The sequence below is a fragment of the Gemmatimonadaceae bacterium genome (assembly GCA_036496605.1).
In the GTDB taxonomy this organism is placed as follows: domain Bacteria; phylum Gemmatimonadota; class Gemmatimonadetes; order Gemmatimonadales; family Gemmatimonadaceae; genus AG2.
This window is the reverse complement of record DASXKV010000001.1, coordinates 38,311-56,532: the sequence shown is the minus strand read 5'-3', so window position 1 is coordinate 56,532 and position 18,222 is coordinate 38,311. Positions and strand designations below refer to the sequence as shown.

At 63.5% G+C, this 18,222-nt stretch carries 18 protein-coding genes; 1 reads left to right on the top strand and 17 read right to left on the bottom strand.

The window, feature by feature from the left end:
* Positions 1–32 precede the first annotated feature (32 nt).
* From VGH98_00245 to VGH98_00170, 16 genes are all read right to left on the bottom strand, one after another.
* Complete coding sequence (locus VGH98_00245; GenBank protein ID HEY2374376.1) at positions 33–1,055, bottom strand: Gfo/Idh/MocA family oxidoreductase; 1,023 nt, start codon at positions 1,053–1,055, stop codon at positions 33–35.
* Positions 1,042–1,716, bottom strand: coding sequence for a hypothetical protein (locus VGH98_00240; protein HEY2374375.1), 675 nt, complete (start codon positions 1,714–1,716; stop codon positions 1,042–1,044). The genes VGH98_00245 and VGH98_00240 overlap by 14 nt, the downstream gene beginning before the upstream one ends.
* The gene (locus tag VGH98_00235) at positions 1,700–2,998 is read right to left on the bottom strand and encodes a SpoIID/LytB domain-containing protein (GenBank protein ID HEY2374374.1); all 1,299 of its coding nucleotides are present in this window, start codon (positions 2,996–2,998) and stop codon (positions 1,700–1,702) included. Before VGH98_00235 ends, VGH98_00240 begins: the two co-directional genes overlap by 17 nt.
* A complete protein-coding gene (hemL, locus tag VGH98_00230; GenBank protein ID HEY2374373.1) occupies positions 2,995–4,284 on the bottom strand; it encodes a glutamate-1-semialdehyde 2,1-aminomutase in 1,290 nt (429 codons plus the stop codon). Before hemL ends, VGH98_00235 begins: the two co-directional genes overlap by 4 nt.
* The gene (rimO, locus tag VGH98_00225; protein ID HEY2374372.1) at positions 4,281–5,666 is read right to left on the bottom strand and encodes a 30S ribosomal protein S12 methylthiotransferase RimO; all 1,386 of its coding nucleotides are present in this window, start codon (positions 5,664–5,666) and stop codon (positions 4,281–4,283) included. The genes hemL and rimO overlap by 4 nt, the downstream gene beginning before the upstream one ends.
* Before the next feature lie 109 nt (positions 5,667–5,775).
* Positions 5,776–6,276 (bottom strand): YajQ family cyclic di-GMP-binding protein, encoded by a 501-nt coding sequence (locus VGH98_00220; GenBank protein HEY2374371.1) that lies wholly within the window; start codon positions 6,274–6,276, stop codon positions 5,776–5,778.
* Between the two features lie 136 nt (positions 6,277–6,412).
* Positions 6,413–7,273, bottom strand: a complete 861-nt coding sequence (locus tag VGH98_00215) for an RNA polymerase sigma factor RpoD/SigA (protein ID HEY2374370.1) — start codon at positions 7,271–7,273, stop codon at positions 6,413–6,415.
* A gap of 91 nt (positions 7,274–7,364) precedes the next feature.
* Positions 7,365–8,147, bottom strand: a complete 783-nt coding sequence (lepB, locus tag VGH98_00210; GenBank protein ID HEY2374369.1) for a signal peptidase I — start codon at positions 8,145–8,147, stop codon at positions 7,365–7,367.
* Between the two features lie 162 nt (positions 8,148–8,309).
* Complete coding sequence (locus VGH98_00205) at positions 8,310–9,809, bottom strand: aldehyde dehydrogenase family protein (GenBank protein ID HEY2374368.1); 1,500 nt, start codon at positions 9,807–9,809, stop codon at positions 8,310–8,312.
* A 141-nt stretch (positions 9,810–9,950) separates the two neighbouring features.
* Positions 9,951–10,409, bottom strand: coding sequence for a hypothetical protein (locus VGH98_00200; GenBank protein HEY2374367.1), 459 nt, complete (start codon positions 10,407–10,409; stop codon positions 9,951–9,953).
* A 22-nt stretch (positions 10,410–10,431) separates the two neighbouring features.
* Positions 10,432–11,799, bottom strand: a complete 1,368-nt coding sequence (locus VGH98_00195; GenBank protein HEY2374366.1) for a sigma-54 dependent transcriptional regulator — start codon at positions 11,797–11,799, stop codon at positions 10,432–10,434.
* Positions 11,800–11,926: 127 nt separating this feature from the next.
* A complete protein-coding gene (locus VGH98_00190) occupies positions 11,927–12,586 on the bottom strand; it encodes a hypothetical protein (protein ID HEY2374365.1) in 660 nt (219 codons plus the stop codon).
* The gene (gene thpR / locus VGH98_00185; GenBank protein HEY2374364.1) at positions 12,586–13,149 is read right to left on the bottom strand and encodes an RNA 2',3'-cyclic phosphodiesterase; all 564 of its coding nucleotides are present in this window, start codon (positions 13,147–13,149) and stop codon (positions 12,586–12,588) included. Before thpR ends, VGH98_00190 begins: the two co-directional genes overlap by 1 nt.
* A complete protein-coding gene (locus VGH98_00180; GenBank protein HEY2374363.1) occupies positions 13,127–13,372 on the bottom strand; it encodes a hypothetical protein in 246 nt (81 codons plus the stop codon). The genes thpR and VGH98_00180 overlap by 23 nt, the downstream gene beginning before the upstream one ends.
* Positions 13,369–14,259 carry an ATP-dependent sacrificial sulfur transferase LarE gene (larE, locus tag VGH98_00175; protein HEY2374362.1) on the bottom strand — a complete coding sequence of 297 codons (891 nt, stop codon included), beginning with the start codon at positions 14,257–14,259 and terminating at the stop codon, positions 13,369–13,371. Before larE ends, VGH98_00180 begins: the two co-directional genes overlap by 4 nt.
* A 55-nt stretch (positions 14,260–14,314) precedes the next feature.
* Positions 14,315–14,836 (bottom strand): isoprenylcysteine carboxylmethyltransferase family protein, encoded by a 522-nt coding sequence (locus tag VGH98_00170; protein ID HEY2374361.1) that lies wholly within the window; start codon positions 14,834–14,836, stop codon positions 14,315–14,317.
* 105 nt (positions 14,837–14,941) lie between these two features.
* Here VGH98_00170 and VGH98_00165 point away from each other — a divergent pair, with 105 nt between their 5' ends.
* Positions 14,942–16,528 (top strand): M28 family peptidase, encoded by a 1,587-nt coding sequence (locus tag VGH98_00165; GenBank protein ID HEY2374360.1) that lies wholly within the window; start codon positions 14,942–14,944, stop codon positions 16,526–16,528.
* Here VGH98_00165 and VGH98_00160 read toward each other — a convergent pair.
* Positions 16,525–18,144 (bottom strand): YifB family Mg chelatase-like AAA ATPase, encoded by a 1,620-nt coding sequence (locus tag VGH98_00160; protein ID HEY2374359.1) that lies wholly within the window; start codon positions 18,142–18,144, stop codon positions 16,525–16,527. The two genes, VGH98_00165 and VGH98_00160, sit on opposite strands and share 4 nt — an antisense overlap.
* Between the last annotated feature and the right edge of the window lie 78 nt (positions 18,145–18,222).

Sequence of the window (18,222 nt, the reverse complement as noted above, 5' to 3'; positions counted from 1 at the left end):
TTGGTGATCGGTGGTTGGTGGTCGGCCACCAACTACAGTTTGACCTCTTTCTCCTCTTCCGCCGACTTGTACACCGCCTCGACGATCTTCAACAGCCGTACCTGATCCGTCGGCGGCTCGTACGGACTCGCCTCACGAACGACGGCGACGAAATGCGCGAGCTCCGCTCGGTACGATTGAATGAATGCGCTCTCGCGGCCTGCAGCGCCCGTCGGTGACACGTCGGTCGCGCGACCGTTGAGATCTTTCACAACACGAAGCGGCGCCATGCGCGCGCTCCCACGCGTCGCGATGACCTCGAACCACCAGCGCTCTTCCTGACCGACGTAGTCGTTCGCCACATCGCACGCGAAGACGAGCCCATTCGCAAACGTGATCTGAACGAGCATCCCCTGCTCCACGGTGCTCGCACCTTTCGCGCGCTCCATATGCGCGGCGACGCGCACGGGATCGCCGAAGTCCGTGAGCCATAGGGCGAGATCCAAGAGCGGAACGCCGAGATCCAGAAATGCTCCGCCTCCCGCCTCGGGACGACGGAGCCGCCAGCCTTCTGTCGTACGCTGCAATCGATAGTCGCCAGCGCGGATACCCGTAATTTTCCCGAGCTCACCGCCGCGAACGAACCGATCGAGTCCCTGCACGTCGGTGCGGAATCGGTGATTGTTCGCGACGTGGACCATTTTCCCCGCGCGTTGTGCCGCCGCGAGAATGCGCTCCACGCCACGCGCGTTGAGCGCCAGCGGTCGCTCGCACAACACATTGACCTTCGCCGCCAGCGCGCTCAGCACGTGTGGCTCGTGAAGGTGATTCGGCGTCGCCACGACCACGGCATCGAGATCGGGCAGTTCGAGCAGATCCTCGATGTCGTTGAGCGTATCGCGAATCCCAAAGCGATCCGCGAGCGCCCGTGCCTTGGCGCGGTCGTTGTCGCAGATGGCTGCGAGCTCGGCACCTCGCATCTTCGAGAGAACCGGCAGGTGCGCTAGCTGCGCGATTGCACCTGCACCGATGACTCCTATTCGAACCCGCTCCTTCATCTCGTCAGTGCTCCTCACGTCGAGTCGGGCCGAAAAGGTACAAGGCTCCCGCGCGAAGCTGCAGTGATCTGAATCCACTCAACACGTCGGCGCGTGCTTGGGTTTCGACGACGACGCGGCCCCACGGACGAAAGAGGATCCCGGCGTTCCCGAAGAACCCAGTCGAAACGTTGTCCAGGGCGCGCTCGACAAAGGTACCGTTGATCAATCGTCCCTCGGCGTTGACCACGTGAGCCGCGATTCCGAAGCCCGCGAAGGGCCGGAACGCCACCGCCGACGAGCTTTGCCACCGCGCGGCGGCGCTGAAAATGACGTCGTAGACTTGGACAGGCGAACTCGCCAGGGAGAAATCGCTCGTCGGATCGACCACGCTATGGCGCAGTGAATCGAGAAAAGCGCCAACGGCAGCGTCCGTATAGCGTGACTCCCAAAAGCTGACGTCGATGACGGCGCGCCAGTTTCTCGTGATCTCGCCGTAATCGGTGCTCAGCGCATAGATCTGCGTTGGCACGACCTGCGACGGCGCGACACGTCCCATCGAGACACCAAGCGAGACGAACTGCAGGCGATCGAGGCCGACCCGCTGAAAGAACGAAGTGTCCTGCGCGCGCGCCGAGTACGGTAACAGGAGAAAAAACGCGAGCAGGCTTTTCATCCACCGCTTAGTCGATCGGGCCAACGCTCGTTCCGGGATAGTACGTGCGCAGAATCGAGCGGAAATCCTGGCCTGCTCGCGCCCGTCCAATCGCGCCCCACTGGCACATTCCTACACCATGGCCGTAGCCGGTACCTCGCAACACGAGCTGCGAGATCGCACCGTCGCGACCTGTCGTGACCTGAATTTCGAAGGCAGTGCTGTTGAGAATCTCGCCGCCGGGCGCGCGGAGCACATATCGAATGTCGTTGCCGCGGAGGACGTAGTTCCCTCGATCGGTCGCGATCTTGAGCGTCCCGACACGCCCTGACGGCGTGTGTGTATCGATCTGCACGTCACGCGGGGTGCCTGGATATCCGCCCGGTGTTTGCGTGTATGTGCCGAGATAACGAATGAGTGCGGCACGCAGCGTTTGTCCATCGAGCGTTCGCGTCCAGCGAAAGCGGGGTGCGATGTCGCAGTAGAGGCGCTCGGTACCGGGAATCTGATCGCTCACGCTTTGCAGATACGGTTCGCTCGAGGTGCGCCAGACTTCATCGGCCGCGGCGGTGGAACCTCCGCACGCCGAGTGATACGGTGCGTTGACGACGCGGCCGTCGTACTGCAACACGAGGCCGCGCGTCGAGTTTACCGCTGCATTGGACACCCCGGTTTCGGCGTCAGCGCCTCCGTACAGCTGATCGTTGACGCTCGCGGTGACGTCATAGGGCCGCGATGGCGACGTCCCGCCCAGGTGCACGTATGCGTAGCTCCGAGCACTGACGGCCTGGGCTTGTACGGCCGCGGAGTCACGCGCGTCTCGCGTCCCGATTTCCAGAGGCACGACGCCGCGCAGGTAATCGTCCATGCGAACCCGATTCACGATCGTGATGCTGGTGTCGCCCTGCAGGAAGAGCAGTTCGCCGCGATATCGCTTGCCGTTGACGGCGATGAGGGCGCCACTGCTCGATCGGGCAACGAGCCCTCCTGCCTGCCATGTGCTCGTGATGCCATCGGGCCCCACGCCGCGGAGTCGCGTGCCGGTGCGCTCCACGCGCCACGCCTCACCGGAGGGAACCCTCGCGACGAGGCGATCGCCGACAGCCGAATACAGCTGCCAATCTCCAGTGGCGGAGAGGGTCGGACTGCCCGTCGTCGCCAACGCGACACGGAGCGTGCGATCGCTGGCATTGCGCGCGTTGCGCGGCGGCGATCGCTCGACAGTTCCACTGCTCATGGTGATGATGCGGCGTGCGCACGCCGCTCCCGACGCCGTCGCCAAACCGGTGACGAGGGTCAGGAAATGCCTAACGGTTGCGCGCCTCACGACGCCGCGCGACGCATGGCCTCGTCGAGTCGCTCGAGGGCGAGCCTGATTTCCCCTTGCGAGTGCGCCGCCGACATGAACGCGGCCTCGTACGGCGACGGCGCAAGGTACACACCGCGCTCGAGCGCGGCGTGAAAGAAGCGGCGGAAGCGCTCTCCGTCCGCGGTCCGCGCATCAGCAAAGCTGCGCACCGGCTCCTCTCGGAAGAAGAAACCCCACATACTCCCCGCGGAATCAGCGGTGAACGGCACGCCGTGCCGTGCGGCGCTCGCGATCAGTCCCTGCACCAACGCTGTCGTGCGCTCCGACATCTCATCGTGCAGTCCGGGTGTCAATGCCTCGAGCGTCGCGATTCCGGCCGCCATCGCCAGTGGATTGCCGGACAGCGTTCCCGCCTGATACACCGGTCCGCTCGGCGCCACGCACTCCATCGTCGTTCGCCGCCCGCCGTACGCGCCGACGGGTAGTCCGCCGCCAATCACTTTGCCTAACGTCGTGAGATCGGGTACGACGCCGAAACGCTCGCGCGCGCCACCGTAGGCGATGCGGAATCCCGTCATGACCTCGTCGAAGACGAGCAACGCGCCAGATCGCTCGGTCAGCGAGCGAAGACCTGGCAGAAACTCCGGATCGGGCGCAATGAAACCCGCATTCCCGACAATTGGCTCGACGATTACCGCTGCAACGTCGTGCTGCGAGACTGCGCGCTCGACTGCTGCGAGGTCGTTGAATGGTGCGGTGATCGTCAACTCCGCCAGCGCCGCCGGTACGCCCGGCGAGTTAGGCAAGCCAAGCGTAGCGACACCGGAACCTGCTCTAACGAGAAAGGAATCGCCGTGTCCGTGATAACAGCCTTCGAACTTGACGATGACATCGCGTTTGGTGACCGCGCGCGCGACCCGGATCGCACTCATCGTCGCTTCCGTCCCGCTGGAAACGAAGCGCAGCATCTCGATGTGCGGCATCCGCTCGACGATCCGTTCCGCGAGGAGGACCTCGAGCTCGGTCGGAATGCCGAAGCTAGTACCGCGGCGCATCGTCTCCTCGAGCGCGGCGAGGACGACTGGTGGCGCATGGCCAAGCACGAGCGGTCCCCACGAAAGAACGAAGTCGATGTACTCCTTCCCGTCCACGTCCCAGATGCGCGAACCTTCACCGCGCTCGGCGACGAATGGCTCGCCGCCGACACCGCCGAATGCACGAACCGGAGAATTGACACCGCCCGGAAAGAGCTCGCGTGCGCGAGCCATCAACTCCCTGGAGGTGGTGTCTGTAGCGCCAGTCATCGCCCGTAGCTTCCCATCGCGCTCGCGATGACCGGCAGCGCGCGGACGCGCCTCGCGGTCTGCCGCTCGGCGACGACGCGCACGAGCGAGGCCTCGAAGTCGTAGTCGTCAACGACGCGTTCGATAGCGACGTCCACGAGGCTCCCCGGAACGATCGCGCTCGTGTCGCACGCCAGTCGCGTGATGCCATCGATGTCATCGGCCTGCCAGAAGGTGCGCGTTTCGGCAAAGCCGCGTTCATCGGCTCGATCGACAATCGCGCGCGCGATTCGGCCGACGCGCCGCTCATATCGTTCCGCCGTGATGAGGCGCTGAAGCTCCACTAGCCGCTCGAGACGCTCGCGCTTCGTCGCCTCGGGCACGTCGTCCACCAGCGCGGCGGCGTGCGTGCCCTCCTGAGGCGAGTAGGTGAACGCGCCGACGCGCTCGAATTGCATCTCCTCGAGGAAATTGAGCAAACGCTCAAAGTCGTCGTCGGTCTCGCCAGGGAAACCGACAATGCACGTCGTGCGGATCGCGACATCGGGCACGGTTTCCCGGATGCGCGCGACGCGCTCGCGAATCGTCGGCTGTCGCTCAGGCCGACGCATGCGCTTCAGCACTTCGTCGGAACCGTGCTGAATCGGCATGTCCAGGTAGGGCAGGACCCGTGGCTCTCGCGCCATCAGCTCGAGCAACTTCGGCGTGAGCCCCGCCGAATACACATATAAGAGCCGGAGCCACGGCACCGACGTCTCGGCCAACAGCGCGGCGAGCAGCTCGGGGAGAGCATTGCCGTCGCGCACGTCGCGGCCGTAGTGCGCGAGGTCCTGCGCGACGAGGTTGATCTCGACAGCGCCCTGCGCCTCGAGGAGCTGCGCCTCACGCACCAGTTCAGCAAGCGCGAAAGAGCGATGACGGCCGCGCATCAGCGGGATCGCGCAGAACGCGCAACCATGATCGCAGCCTTCGCTGACCTTGAGATAACGCACGTGATCGAGATCGCCCGTGAAAACGCGCACTCCGGGATGGATGACGGGCGCGTCGTCGATCAGACCGCGTTCGTGCAACTCGGGAATGAGTCGATCGACCTCCGAAGAACCGAGGAAGAGATCGACTTCGGGGAGGGCCTCGATGAGCTCGTGCTTATGCCGCTGCACCATGCACCCCAAACCCACGACAGCTCGGCAGGAGCCAGCTTCCTTGAGGCGGCCCGCCTCGACGAGTGCGTCGATCGACTCCTTCTTGGCCGCGTCGATGAAGCCACAGGTATTGATGACAATCACCTCCGCCTGGTCCAGGTCGGCGGTGAATTCAGCGCCACAATCCGTGAGCTGAGCGACGTATCGCTCGCTGTCGACGGTGTTTTTGTCGCAGCCGAGGGTGAGGAGAGAAAACTTCAATGGTGGTTGGTGGTTGGTGGTTACGCCAGGCGATCGGTAGGTAGTCGTTTTAGATCTAGCAAGCGTGCGCACTCGCGCCTAGCACGAAGAACCAATAACCAACCACTAGCTACCGATAGTTTCCGAACTTCAACTCGACTCCGAAATCCTGACTCCTGAGGAGTTGAATCGCGCCCTGGAGATCGTCCCTCGAGGGTGACGAGATGCGCACCTGCTCGCCCTGGATCGCAGCCTGTACCTTCTTGAGCTTCGCGTCCTTGATTGCCGCTGCGACCTTCTTCGCGGTCTCGGAGTCGAGCGCCGTTTTGAGCTTGATCTCCTTCCGGACCGTGTCGCCCCCTGCCGGTTTCGTCTCGCCGATATCGAGATTCTTCACGGGCACCTGGCGCTTGATCAGCTTCGTCTGCAGCACATCGAAGAGCGCGCGCATCTTGAAATCATCATCCGCGATGAGCACGAGCATCGACTCGGCGCGCTTGAATTCGATTGACGCCTTCGAGCCTTTGAAGTCGTAGCGTTGCCCGATCTCTTTCTGCGCCTGGTTCACGGCATTGTCGACCTCCTGGAGGTCGACACCCGTGGTGACGTCGAAGGAACTGGTTTGAGCCATGGAACGAGGGGCTAAGGCCTGGGGCTAGGGGTTAGGGCTAGGGAAATAAACAAGGGTCGCGAGGCATTCCGCGACCCTACGCGCCTTTCATTTAGCCCCTACCCTCTAGCCCCTAATGCCCCTAGGCCCGAGCCCCTCAGCCCAAATAGCTCTCCAGGGCTCGCGCGCGGCTCACGTGTCGAAGCCGAGACAACGCCTTCTCCTTGATCTGCCTCACGCGCTCGCGCGTGATCCCGAGGAGCGACCCAATCTGCTCGAGCGTCATCGGCTCCTCTCCGTCGAGGCCAAAGTACAAGCGGAGAATCTTCGACTCGCGCTCCTTGAGGTGCGACAGCGCCTCCTCGATCGACTCCGTGAGCGCTTTCTCGAAGGTCTGCTCGTCAGGCGGGGGGTTCAGATTGTCCGGAAGATAGTCGAGGAGCTTGTTATCCTCGCCCGGCGTCATCGGAGCATCGAGAGAAAGATGCGTCTGCGAGATCGACATCGTCTTCGCGACTTCCTCCTCCGTGATGTCCATGCCGTCCGCGATTTCCTCGTGCGTGGGCTCGCGGCCGAGCTCTTGAAGGAGTGCGTTCGCGCGTTTGCCGATCCGGTGAAGCGTGCCGGCACGATTGAGCGGAACCCGGACGATGCGCGATTGCTCAGCCAACGCCTGCAAAATTGCCTGACGAATCCACCAGACCGCATAGGAGATGAACTTGATCCCCTTCGTCTCGTCGAATTTGTGCGCAGCGCGAATGAGACCGAGGTTCCCCTCGTTGATCAAATCAGAAAGCGAGACGCCCTGATTCTGATACTTTTTCGCTACCGACACGACGAAGCGCAGATTCGAACGGACGAGCTTGTCCAATGCCTCCTGATCGCCCAATCGAATGCGCTGTGCCAGGCGGACCTCCTCGTCCCGCGAGATCAGCGGATAGGCGCTGATGTCCCGCAGATACTGGTCGAGCGAGCCTTCCTCGTACGAGGATTTCTTGTGGTTGCCGGTCGCGGCCATGAGGACAGCTGCTCCTTGGTGCGGAACAAAAATAGGGGTCCGGGCAGCAGACGCTGCGACGGTGTTCCGGGTAACGAACGAACCGATCTATCTAGTGAACTCGCTCACCCACGCGCTGCCAGCGAATGCGAGTGAGCCACGCGAAGTCCACACTGTCAGGAGCGTAGCTGTAGTAAATCACGAATGGCCGGCCCTTTACTAAAGAATCGGCCACGAAGCCCCAGTAACGACTATCGAGGGAATTGTCTCGATTGTCACCGAGGACAAAGTAATTTCCCTTCGGAACGACGAGCGGGCCCCAATTATTTCGTGACGGATGGTACCCGACGGTTGCGTTCGCAGTCTTCACGAGATAATCGCGCTGCCAGCGGAAATCCTCCGGCGCGGGATCGATGTCGGGCTGTGTGTGCAGGACGTACGGCTCGGTGAGACCGCGGCCATTTCGGATGAGTTGTCCGTCGCGCATCTCGAGTGTGTCGTCCGGTAGCCCAACGAGTCGTTTCACGAAATTCTTCGTCGGGTCCTCTGGCCACTCGAACACGATCACGTCGCCATCCTGGGGCTCACGCAATTTCGGCAATCGGCGGTGCGTGAATGGCACTTCTGCTCCATAGGCCAGTTTGTTCACGAGGAGAAAATCGCCGACGAGGAGCGTGCGTTCCATGCTGCCGCTCGGGATCTTGAACGCTTCGACGAAGAATGTGCGGAGGAAGAAGAAGAGTACCACCGAGACGAACAGGATCTTCGCCCACTCCCACAGGAACGACAACGGTCCGGCGCCACGATTCACGCTGCGCAGGGCACCGACGCGTTGTTCGGCTGTGATCGCCCGGGCGGGCGTCAATGACGGGAGGGATCCTGCAGGCTCGCTCATGCGTATGCGACGACGGAACAACTCCTGATTCTCACACGACGAGGCCGAGCGACCTCGGCGCTGTGAGACGCGAGACGTCGCCGGCTATCAGACAGACGACCGTCCCCTGCAGGAATTAACGACGGTGAGTAAACGGACGCAAGAATAGGCCATCCACCTAAGTTAGTCCGGCGTCCCAAGATAGTTGTCGATCTGAGCGCGTTGCAGCGATCCCGAGAAATCCACGTATCCGACCTTCGTCTCAGAGTAGAACTCGTAGACTGCCCAGCCGCCCTCACGATGCCCGTTACCCGTCTGTTTTACGCCGCCGAATGGCAGATGTGCCTCGGCGCCAATCGTCGGCGCGTTCACGTAGGTGATACCGTTGTCGAGCTCATTCAATGCTCGAAAGGCGAGACCAACATCCCGCGTATAGAGAGACGAGGATAGTCCGTATTTCACGTCATTATTGATTGCGAACGCCTCGTCCGCTGAGTCGACGCGGACGACCGAGAGCACAGGACCGAAGATCTCTTCCTGCTCGAGTCGTGTGCCTGCTTCGACGCGGCCAAAGATCGTCGGCTCGAAGTAGAAACCCTTCTCGAATTCCTTGCCCGGCGGCCGCCGTCCCCCGCAGAGCAGATCCGCGCCGTCGGCCTGCCCGATGTCGACGTACCGCTCGACCTTCGTGCGTGCTCCTTCGTTCACTAGTGGACCAACGTCCGTGCCTTTCTTCCGTCCATCGCCAAGCTTGAGCGAACGCGTACGATCGATGAGCTGCCCGAGGAAGTGATCGTGGATACCGCGCTGAAGAATCAATCGACTCGTTGCGGTGCACCTCTGGCCGGTCGTTCCGAATGCGCCCCAAAGCACGCCCTCGAGTGCAAGATCGGCGTCCGCGTCGTCGAGCACGATCATGGCGTTCTTCCCACCCATCTCCAGCGAGAGTCGCTTGTGCATGCGACCACAGACCTCGCCGACGATGCGCCCCGTCTCGGTTGAACCCGTGAACGAAATCACGGGGATCTCCGGGTGAGACACGATCGCGGCGCCAACGGTTTCGCCCACGCCATGAACGAGCTGAATGACTTCCGGCGGAAGTCCCGCCTCGAGGAAAACTTCCACGAGTATGGCCCCGGTGTGCGGAACGTCTTCGGCGGGTTTGAAGATGCACGCGTTGCCGCACAACAGAGCGGGGAACATTTTCCACGTGGGGATCGCCATCGGAAAGTTGAACGGCGTCACGATACCGCAGATTCCGATTGGACGCCGGTAGCTCATCGCCCACTTGTTTCGGAGCTCGCTCGGCACCGTGTGACCAAAGAGACGCCGCCCCTCCGACGCGGCGTAATACGCCGTGTCGATGCCTTCCTGCACGTCACCCCGCGTCTCGGCGAGCGGCTTCCCCATCTCGCGCGTCATCAGATCCGCGATCTCGTCCTTTCGACGCGTGAGGATGTCGCCAACGCGACGGAGCACGTCACCGCGCGCCGGCGCTGGCGTTTTTTTCCAGACGTCGAAGCCGCACTTGGCCGACTGCACCGCGCGTACAACGTCGTGTTCACCCGAGAGCGGAAAGCGGCCGATCGTGTCCCCGCGATCGGCAGGATTCACATTTTCGAAATATTCGCCCGTCGAAGGGGCAACCCACTTACCGCCGATGAAGTTCTTGAAGTCGGTCATGAAGCGTCGATAATTAGAGTTCCCTCAAGTGGAGCTAGGCGTCAGGGGCTCGAGCCTAGGGGAAACCTAGCCCGTATTCTCTCGCCCTAGCCTTTTCTCTAGGCCCTAGCCCCTAGCCCCTATTGTCTATCCCCTAGCCCCTCATTTACACGTCCAGGTCGCCGGGTGCAGCGCGTCGGTTTTCGCGTAGCCGATACGCGGAAGTATCTCCATCGCGCCAAGCGTCGCGCCCCAGAGCACGAGCAGCAACGACAACATGTGGCCGCGCGCGGAGCGATGACGCCAGGTCCAGACCGCGCTCCAGATGCCGCTCGCGGTGACAACGCCGACAGCGGCAAGATAGCCGAAGAGTCCGAAGCCGCATCGGGCATCATACGGCCAGAAGTAAATACCGACGCCCAAGGCGACGGAGAGGAGCAGGCGCAAGAGTACGCCGAACGTGCTCGTCGTTCGCTGCTTCTCGAGATTCTCCGCCTTCGTCGCGGCCGCTTTCGGTCCTTTCGCCGAACCCGTCTTCGTCGGGAACAGTGCTTCGTCGGAGATCGATTCGAGCTGCCGATCGATCTTCTGCATCTCCTTCGCCCAGTCGCGCTCGGCCATCGTCAGAATCCTCTCAGCGCGGTCACGCCGCTGTCTCTCGCGTTAGGCGATACCGCTCGATTTTCTTGTACAGGTTGGAGCGCGGCATATCCAGGGCCCGGGCCGTCTCCGAGACATTCCAGTCGAAGGTGCGGAGCTTGGCAAGAAGGAAAGCACGCTCCGCGGCGTGCTTGAACTCCTCGAACGTCTTGCACTCCAGCAACGATCCGAGACCTGCCTGCTCCGGATCGCGCTGGCCGACCAATCGCGCCACGTCGTCGCCGGTAATTCGCGGCCCGCTCGCCAGAATGAGCAACCGCTCAATCGTATTCCGCAGTTCACGGACGTTCCCCGGCCAATCGAGCTGCTGCAGCCGGTCGATCGACTCCGTCGCGATCGTGCGCGGCGCGACCCCCTCACGCTCGGTCAGCTGGTTGAGAAAATGAATGACGAGCAATGGGATGTCCTCCCTCCGCTCACGGAGCGGAGGCACATTGATCGGCACGACATTCAACCGATAGAACAGATCTTCACGGAACCGACCGTCCGCGATCTCTTCCTCGAGCCGCTTGTTCGTTGCCGCGAGCACGCGCACGTCAACCTGCGTCGGTTTGGAGCCGCCGATACGTGTCACGACGCCATCCTGCAGAACACGCAGAACCTTTGCCTGTGCTGCCAGGCTCATGTCGCCCACTTCGTCGAGAAAGAGCGTGCCCCCATCGGCCTGCTCGAATTTGCCCGCGCGATCCTGCACCGCACCCGTGAATGAACCCTTCATATGACCGAACAGCTCGCTCTCGATCAGCTCGCTCGGAATCGCGGCGCAGTTGACCTCGACGAACGGTCCGTCGGCGCGCTGCGACTGCCGATGGATCGCACGCGCCACAAGTTCCTTGCCCGTGCCATTCTCTCCCGAGATGAGCACCCGCGCCGGCGATTTCGCAACCCGTTCGATCTTGTCGATCACGGCGCGAATCGCATACGATCGACCGACGATCTCGTAGCGCGATTCGATCGTCTCGCGCAGACGCGCATTCTCTTCGTGGAGATCCAGATGCTGCAGCGAATTGCGTAGCGTGACGAGAATGCGGTCGGTGTCGAGCGGTTTCTCGAGTATGTCGTACGCTCCGAGCTGCGTCGCTTCGACCGCCGTCTGGATCGTTGCATGGCCGCTGATCATGACGATGATCGCGCCGGGGTCGTGCTCCTTGATGCGCCGCAACGCCTCGAGCCCGTCGATTCCCGCCATCTTCACGTCGAGGAAGACGAGATGTGGTTTCCACTTTGCGTATTCGCTTATTCCGTCGACGGCATTCGCGACGGCGTGCACTTCGTAGCCCTCGAATTCCAGCAGTTGTCCGAGGGCCGCGCGAATACCCTGCTCGTCGTCGACGATGAGAATGCGCCTCACGAGACGCTCCTCGACGCGACGCCGACGGCGTGCTGTTGGCACACGCGGCTTTCCATAGACGAGTCCATGCTGCCGCGGAAAGCTAGGCGGCGGTAAAGGACGCGCAACGCGAGAAGGCACCCGTGTCTCATTGCGGCACCGTCTTGTAGAGCGTCACGCTGCCGTTGGCGATCCGTACATCGCCCAGGTACGCCGGAACCACGATCGGTAGCCCGTCTGGTGAGAGTCCCTCTGGACGGGACCCGCGTTCGCTCTGACGTAGCACGCGCGGAATCATCGTCGTCGGAATGCTGAGATCACGAATCCTGATGTCTTTCACCTCGTACTCGGCGAGCTGCGGCCGAACCACGTGGAATGTCCCGCCGAACTGCATTCGCTCTCGGTCGCCGAGCATCGCCGCGAGTGGGCCAAGCACGGACGTGCCACCGAGATCCTGCAATTGTACCGACGCCCGGATATACAGCCGGTCCCCGATGACGGCCGCTTCGATGCTGTCGGCCGATGGTGGCAACTGCTTGGATAGCGATTGGTAGACGTACGACGCGACATCGCCGCCGGAGAGATTCCCGAACACGGGACCGGTGGGCTGACTCAGTCGCGCCAACAACTGGCGCGTTCGCTGGGCACCTTGTGCGGTGAGTGGTTCCCACACCGGGCCTGATGCGGCGGACGTCGCCGTGTGGCCAGTAATTCGGGGCAGCCAGCGATCGCTGGTGAGCCACGCGATCAGCGCGATGATAACGACGAGCGCGAGACATCCCAACCGCGACAGGCAACCCATTCGCATCAGTATTTCAGTGGCGACGACGAGAGCAGGCGATAGCGCGAGCCCACCGTCGTTAGCTCACTCTCCATGAGGTCGATCGACGTGATGACAACTTCCTCTACAAACGAAACGGTCTTCGCCGCGCGCGCCAGATTGCGCATCGCTTCGCGATTCGCCGCCCGAGGCTTCACCCGCGCCAGCGTGAGATGTGGACGAAAAGGCTTGCCATCGAGCGGCAGTCCGAGAGACTCGCACGCCGACTCGACGTCATGGTGAAGCAGCTCCAGCTTCGGTTCCGGACTCACCCCGATCCATACGACGCGGGGACGTCGAAAGTTCGGGAATGCGCCGACTCCGCCGATTTCGACCTCCACGGCGCGATTACGCGCGGCCACCGTATTCAACGCCGCGGCGATCTGCGGTGCCAGTTCGTCTGACTGTTCACCGAGAAATTTGACCGTGAGATGGAGCTGCGGCTCCCTGATCCATGAGAGATCCGGCGCGAGGGCACGAAGCGGCGCCGACGCCTCGGCAATCGCTCGACGGACTTCGGGCGCGAAGTTAATCGCCAGAAAAAGGCGCACGATTCGGGTCGGCGTGCTCGGAGTTGCGCAACTCTACGGCGAGATGTGAGAATCCGTGAGACCGGGCAAGCTCGATGGCGCGCCGCCGGATGTCGTCGCGCTCGAAGCTTCGCTCACCCATCTCAGGGATCGCAACGGCGAGGCCGTCGAATGTTTCGACGCGACAGCGGAGTCCAAGCTCACGCAGCGCGTTCTCGAGTCCTTCGTGCGAGCGCGTCGTCACGCGGCCGGAGCTTCACGTGAATCGTTAGGCTCCGCGTCGGCAACGATGCCACCGAGAACGTTGAGCGATCCCGACCGAAATCCACGGACGTCGACGGTGACGCGAGCGAAACCCGCGTCGAGAACGGCGTCGCGGATCCGCGCCGCCGCCTCCGGCACGAGCCAATGACCTACCTCGTTAGGTGGGAGCTCGATTCGCGCCAGCTCACCATGAAACCGGACCCGCAGGTCGCCGTCGATGCCGAGCGCCCGCAACGCGGCCTCCGCCGACTCGATACGCCGGAGCCGCTCCCGAGTCACCGCCGTACCGTAGGGGATGCGAGACGACAGACACGGCGCGGACGGTTGGCGCCACGTCGGTATGCCTCGTTGTCGCGATAACGCGCGAATGTCGCTCTTCGTGAAGCCTAACGATGCAAGGGGCGACGCGACTGCCCACTCCGCAGCGGCGCGCGAACCCGGCCGGTAGTCGGCCAGATCGTCGGCGTTACTGCCGTCGATCACGCAGGCGAGCGCGTACTCCCTCGCAATCGGCGCGAGCCGTGACCAGAGCTCGCTCTTGCAGAAGTAGCATCGGTTCGTCGAATTCGCGGCGTAGCGTGGATCCGCCAGCTCGTCGGTGTCGACTTCGAGGATGGGGACGCCAAATCGACGTGCCACGTCGCGCGCGGCCGCCCACTGTGCTGCCGGGTACGAAGCGCTTCGTCCGATGACGGCCAGCGTCCGCTCGCTCCCGAGTGCGTCAACCGCAACGCATGCGAGATATGCCGAGTCCACACCGCCGCTGAATCCGATGAGAACGGATCCGCGCGCACGGAGCCACTCGATGAGACGCTGCTCCTTGTCACGAAGCTCGGCGTCGTTTGACCCTAGCTCTACTGGCTGCATCCTCGAAACGTAGTGGCGCGCGAAAATCCTGGCAGGGTCGCACCTTCGGCCGGCCTCAGGAGGGGTTTCGACTTCCAGGGCCGGGAATCCACCGGTTTACGCGTTCCCGGTAGGTCAGGTATGCGTCGCCGAACTCGCGCGTTAGGCGGGGCTCCTCGTACAGGACGACCCGCAGATGGAAGGCCACGGCGACCGTCGCTCCGTAGACGCCGGCGCTCCAGGAATGCCTCGCGAGCGCGATGCCGGAGATGGCCGTCACGACGCCGACGTACATCGGGTTCCGAACGAAGCAAAAGAGTCCGGTCGTCACCAACTCCACCGGAGCGCTGTTCGGCGACGGCGTTCCGCGTCCGCGTTGAACGAACTCGAACGTGCACCACAGAAGAATCGACCAACCGACAACGAAAAGCACGACGCCGAGCACTCGGTCCGCCGTCCACACCGGAATTCGGGAATGGCCGCCAGCGATGAGATACGGAATCCATCCTCCGATCGCGCCCGGCATCAGTACGATGAAGATCGCCGCACGAAGAGCGACGCGAGACGTCTTACGGGAATCCTCTGACTCGGAGGTCATGGGTTCGCACCATTCGGGGCGAAGAAAGTAGCTCCGATGCAGAAGTCCCGCGCGATCGGTCTGCGCCACTGGCGAGAAGTGATCTTCGCCGGGTAACGTCGGTGCATGCGACAACCCCTCCGATTCTCGACTGTTGTTACACTCGCGCTGTTTCTCCCTACGCGCGCGGTGCTGGCGCAGGACAACCCGACTGGTGATCCCGTCGTCCAGCGGATCTACGACGAAGGCATGCATCGCTCCCAGGCGAGCCGGCTCGCCCAGGTGTTGATGGACTCCATCGGTCCCCGTCTCACGGGCTCACCCGCGAATCGCGCCGCGAACGACTGGTTGCTGCGCACATACAAATCATGGGGAATCGACGCGAAGAACGAGCAGTACGGAACCTGGCGCGACTGGACCCGCGGTGCGAGCAGCCTCACGCTCGTGGCGCCGCGCACGCGCGTGCTCGAGGCGACGATGCATGCCTGGAGCGCCGCGACACCACCGAACGGCGTGACGTCGGATGTGGTGATCATCCCGCGCGCCGCTGAGAATGACAGCGGCTTCACCAGATGGCTTGCCGGCGTGCGAGGGAAGCTGGTGCTCGCGTCGATGCCGCAACCAACCTGTCGGCCGGACTCGGATATTCACTTCTGGGCAGATTCGGGCGTGTATCACCACGCTCGCGCGCTGCGGGACAGTGCCGGCGCCGCGTGGGCGGCCCGTTTCTCCGCGGCGCACGTGAATCCGCGCTCGATTCTGACGATGCTCGAGCACGCAGGCGTCGCGGGCGTTCTCACGAACTCGTGGTCGCGTGGCTGGGGCGTCGACAAGATCCAGTCGGCGCGGGTGCAAACCGTTCCATCGTTTGACGTCTCCTGTGAGGACTACAGCCTCCTCGCGCGGCTCGCCGAGAATGGCCAGCATCCTCGCGTGCATGCCGTTGCCGAGTCGCATCTTGCTTCCGCTGAATCCCCCGTATTCAACACCATCGCGCGCATCGAGGGCACGGTGCCTAACGAATACGTCATGCTGTCGGCGCACCTCGATTCATGGGACGCGGGCAGCGGCGCAACGGACAACGGCACCGGCACCATCACCATGCTCGAGGCGATGCGCATTCTCAAGACGGCGTATCCACGCCCACGGCGCACGATTCTCGTCGGCCACTGGAGCGGCGAGGAAGAGGGTGATATCGGCTCCTCGGCCTTCGCCACGGATCACGCCGACATCGTGAAGGGACTTCAGGCACTCTTCAATCAGGATAATGGCACGGGTGAGATCGACACCGTGCAGACGAATGGCTTCGTGGACGGGGCGTCTTTCCTCGCGCGGTGGATGGCGCGCATGCCGGCGGATCTCACTCGCAACGTCACGCTCATGCTGCCAGGCGTCGCGCACAACGAGAGCACCGACAGTGACGCCTTCGATTGCCGCGATGCGCCGGCGTTCTTCCTCACGTCCTCGGATTGGTCGTACACCGACTACACGTGGCACACCAACCGCGACACCTACGACAAGGTCGACTTCGACGAGGTGAAGCGAAACGCGACGCTCGTCGCGATGTTCGCGTATCAGGCCGCAGAGGATCCGACGACCGTCTCGCGAACTCGCCGTGTTCCGCCGACCGACCCGAGCACCGGCCAACCGCTGCGAGTGCCGAAATGCGACGAGGCACCCCGAAGCTGGGCCGCCACGCAGCGCCCGCGCTAGGCCGATCGCGCGGAGGGCTCGTCGAGCTCCCGCGACGACACGGGGCGAAAGCGCAGCGCTTCGGCGACGTGCGCGGGCTGAGTGACATCGTCCTCGTCGAGGTCCGCGATCGTTCGCGCGACGCGCAACACGCGGTGAAAGGCGCGCGCCGATAGTCCGAGCCGCTCGGCGGCCGTTGCCAGTAGCTCTCTTGCATCCGGTTCTATTGGCGTCGAGCTCTGGAGCCAGCGGCCAGGCGCTCGCCCGTTGGCTTGCGGCCATCCCAGCGGCGCGTAGCGCGTCCGCTGACGGGCGCGCGCTCGTTCGACGCGCGCTCGCGCCGCGAGCGTCCCTTCGCGCTCGTCGCGGGCAGCGAGCTGCCTAACGGGAACGGCTTTCACGTTCACGTTCAGATCGATGCGATCGATGAGCGGTCCGGAGAGTCGGGCGCGGTAGCGAACGACGTCGGCGGCGGCGCAGGTGCAACGGTGCAACGGGTCGCCGGCGCGGCCGCAGGGACAGGGGTTCATCGCTCCAATCAAGGTGAATCGCGCGGGATAGCGCACACTCCCCGCCGCCCGAGCGATCACGACATGTCCATCCTCGAGAGGCTGCCGCAGCGCGTCGAGTGTGTGTCGCGGAAACTCCAGCATCTCGTCGAGAAAGAGCACGCCGAGGTGGGCGAGCGAGACTTCTCCGGGCCGCGGCGGTGAGCTGCCGCCGACCAGGCCCGCTGTCGAGATCGTGTGGTGCGGCGCGCGAAATGGCCGTACGACGGAGGGCGCGCGCTCCGGCAGAAGGAGTCCGGCGACTGAGTGCACGGCAATCACCTCCAGTGCCTCGCTGCCGCTGAGCGCAGGGAGAAGTCCCGGCATGCAGCGCGCCAGCATCGTCTTCCCTGCTCCGGGCGGACCGATGAGAAGGAGACCATGATCGCCTGCGGCCGCGATTTCGAGCGCGCGCTTCGCCGCTTCCTGACCGATGACCTCGCAGAGGTCGGGTATGTCGGCGACAGTCACCGATTCGTTAGGCACCGGATCGGGCGTCTCGAGGCGGCGGTGGCGCAGTTGCAGCACCAGCTCGCCCAGCGTTGGTGGAGCGGCGAGGCGGGCGTCGCTCACGAGCTGCGCCTCTCGAACGTTCCCTCGCGGCACCACGAGCGTGGTCTTGCGCTCATGGGCAACGCGCCGCGCAATCGGCAGTACACCGCGCACGGGTCGGATTGCGCCATCGAGGGCCAGCTCGCCAATCGCGGCGATGCCGGCGACGCTTTCGGGGAGGAGCTGTCCCGTTGCTACGAGCACTCCTAATGCGATCGGGAGGTCGAAACCCGTGCCGTCTTTCCGCCGGTCCGCGGGCGCGAGGTTCACCGTCGTCCGTCGCGCTGGGAGCAGAAACCCGGAATTCACGATGGCCGCGGAGACCCGCTCTCGGCTCTCCTTCACCGACCCCGCCGGCAACCCGACGATCGCGAATTGCGGCAGACCGCGTGCGCAGTCGACCTCGACGGAGACGTCGTAAGCATCGATGCCAATGACCCCGGCGGAGCGAATGGTGGCCAGCACGCAGGCACCGTAGCGAAGGCGCGCGGCACGCACGTCATCATTTCTTTGCAGCCCGAACCGTTTTGCCTTCACGCATCGACGTCGTGACTGTACCCCCGGCTCGGTAGTCGTTTAGGAGTCGTGTAACCGCCGCGATTCGGCAGCTCAAGA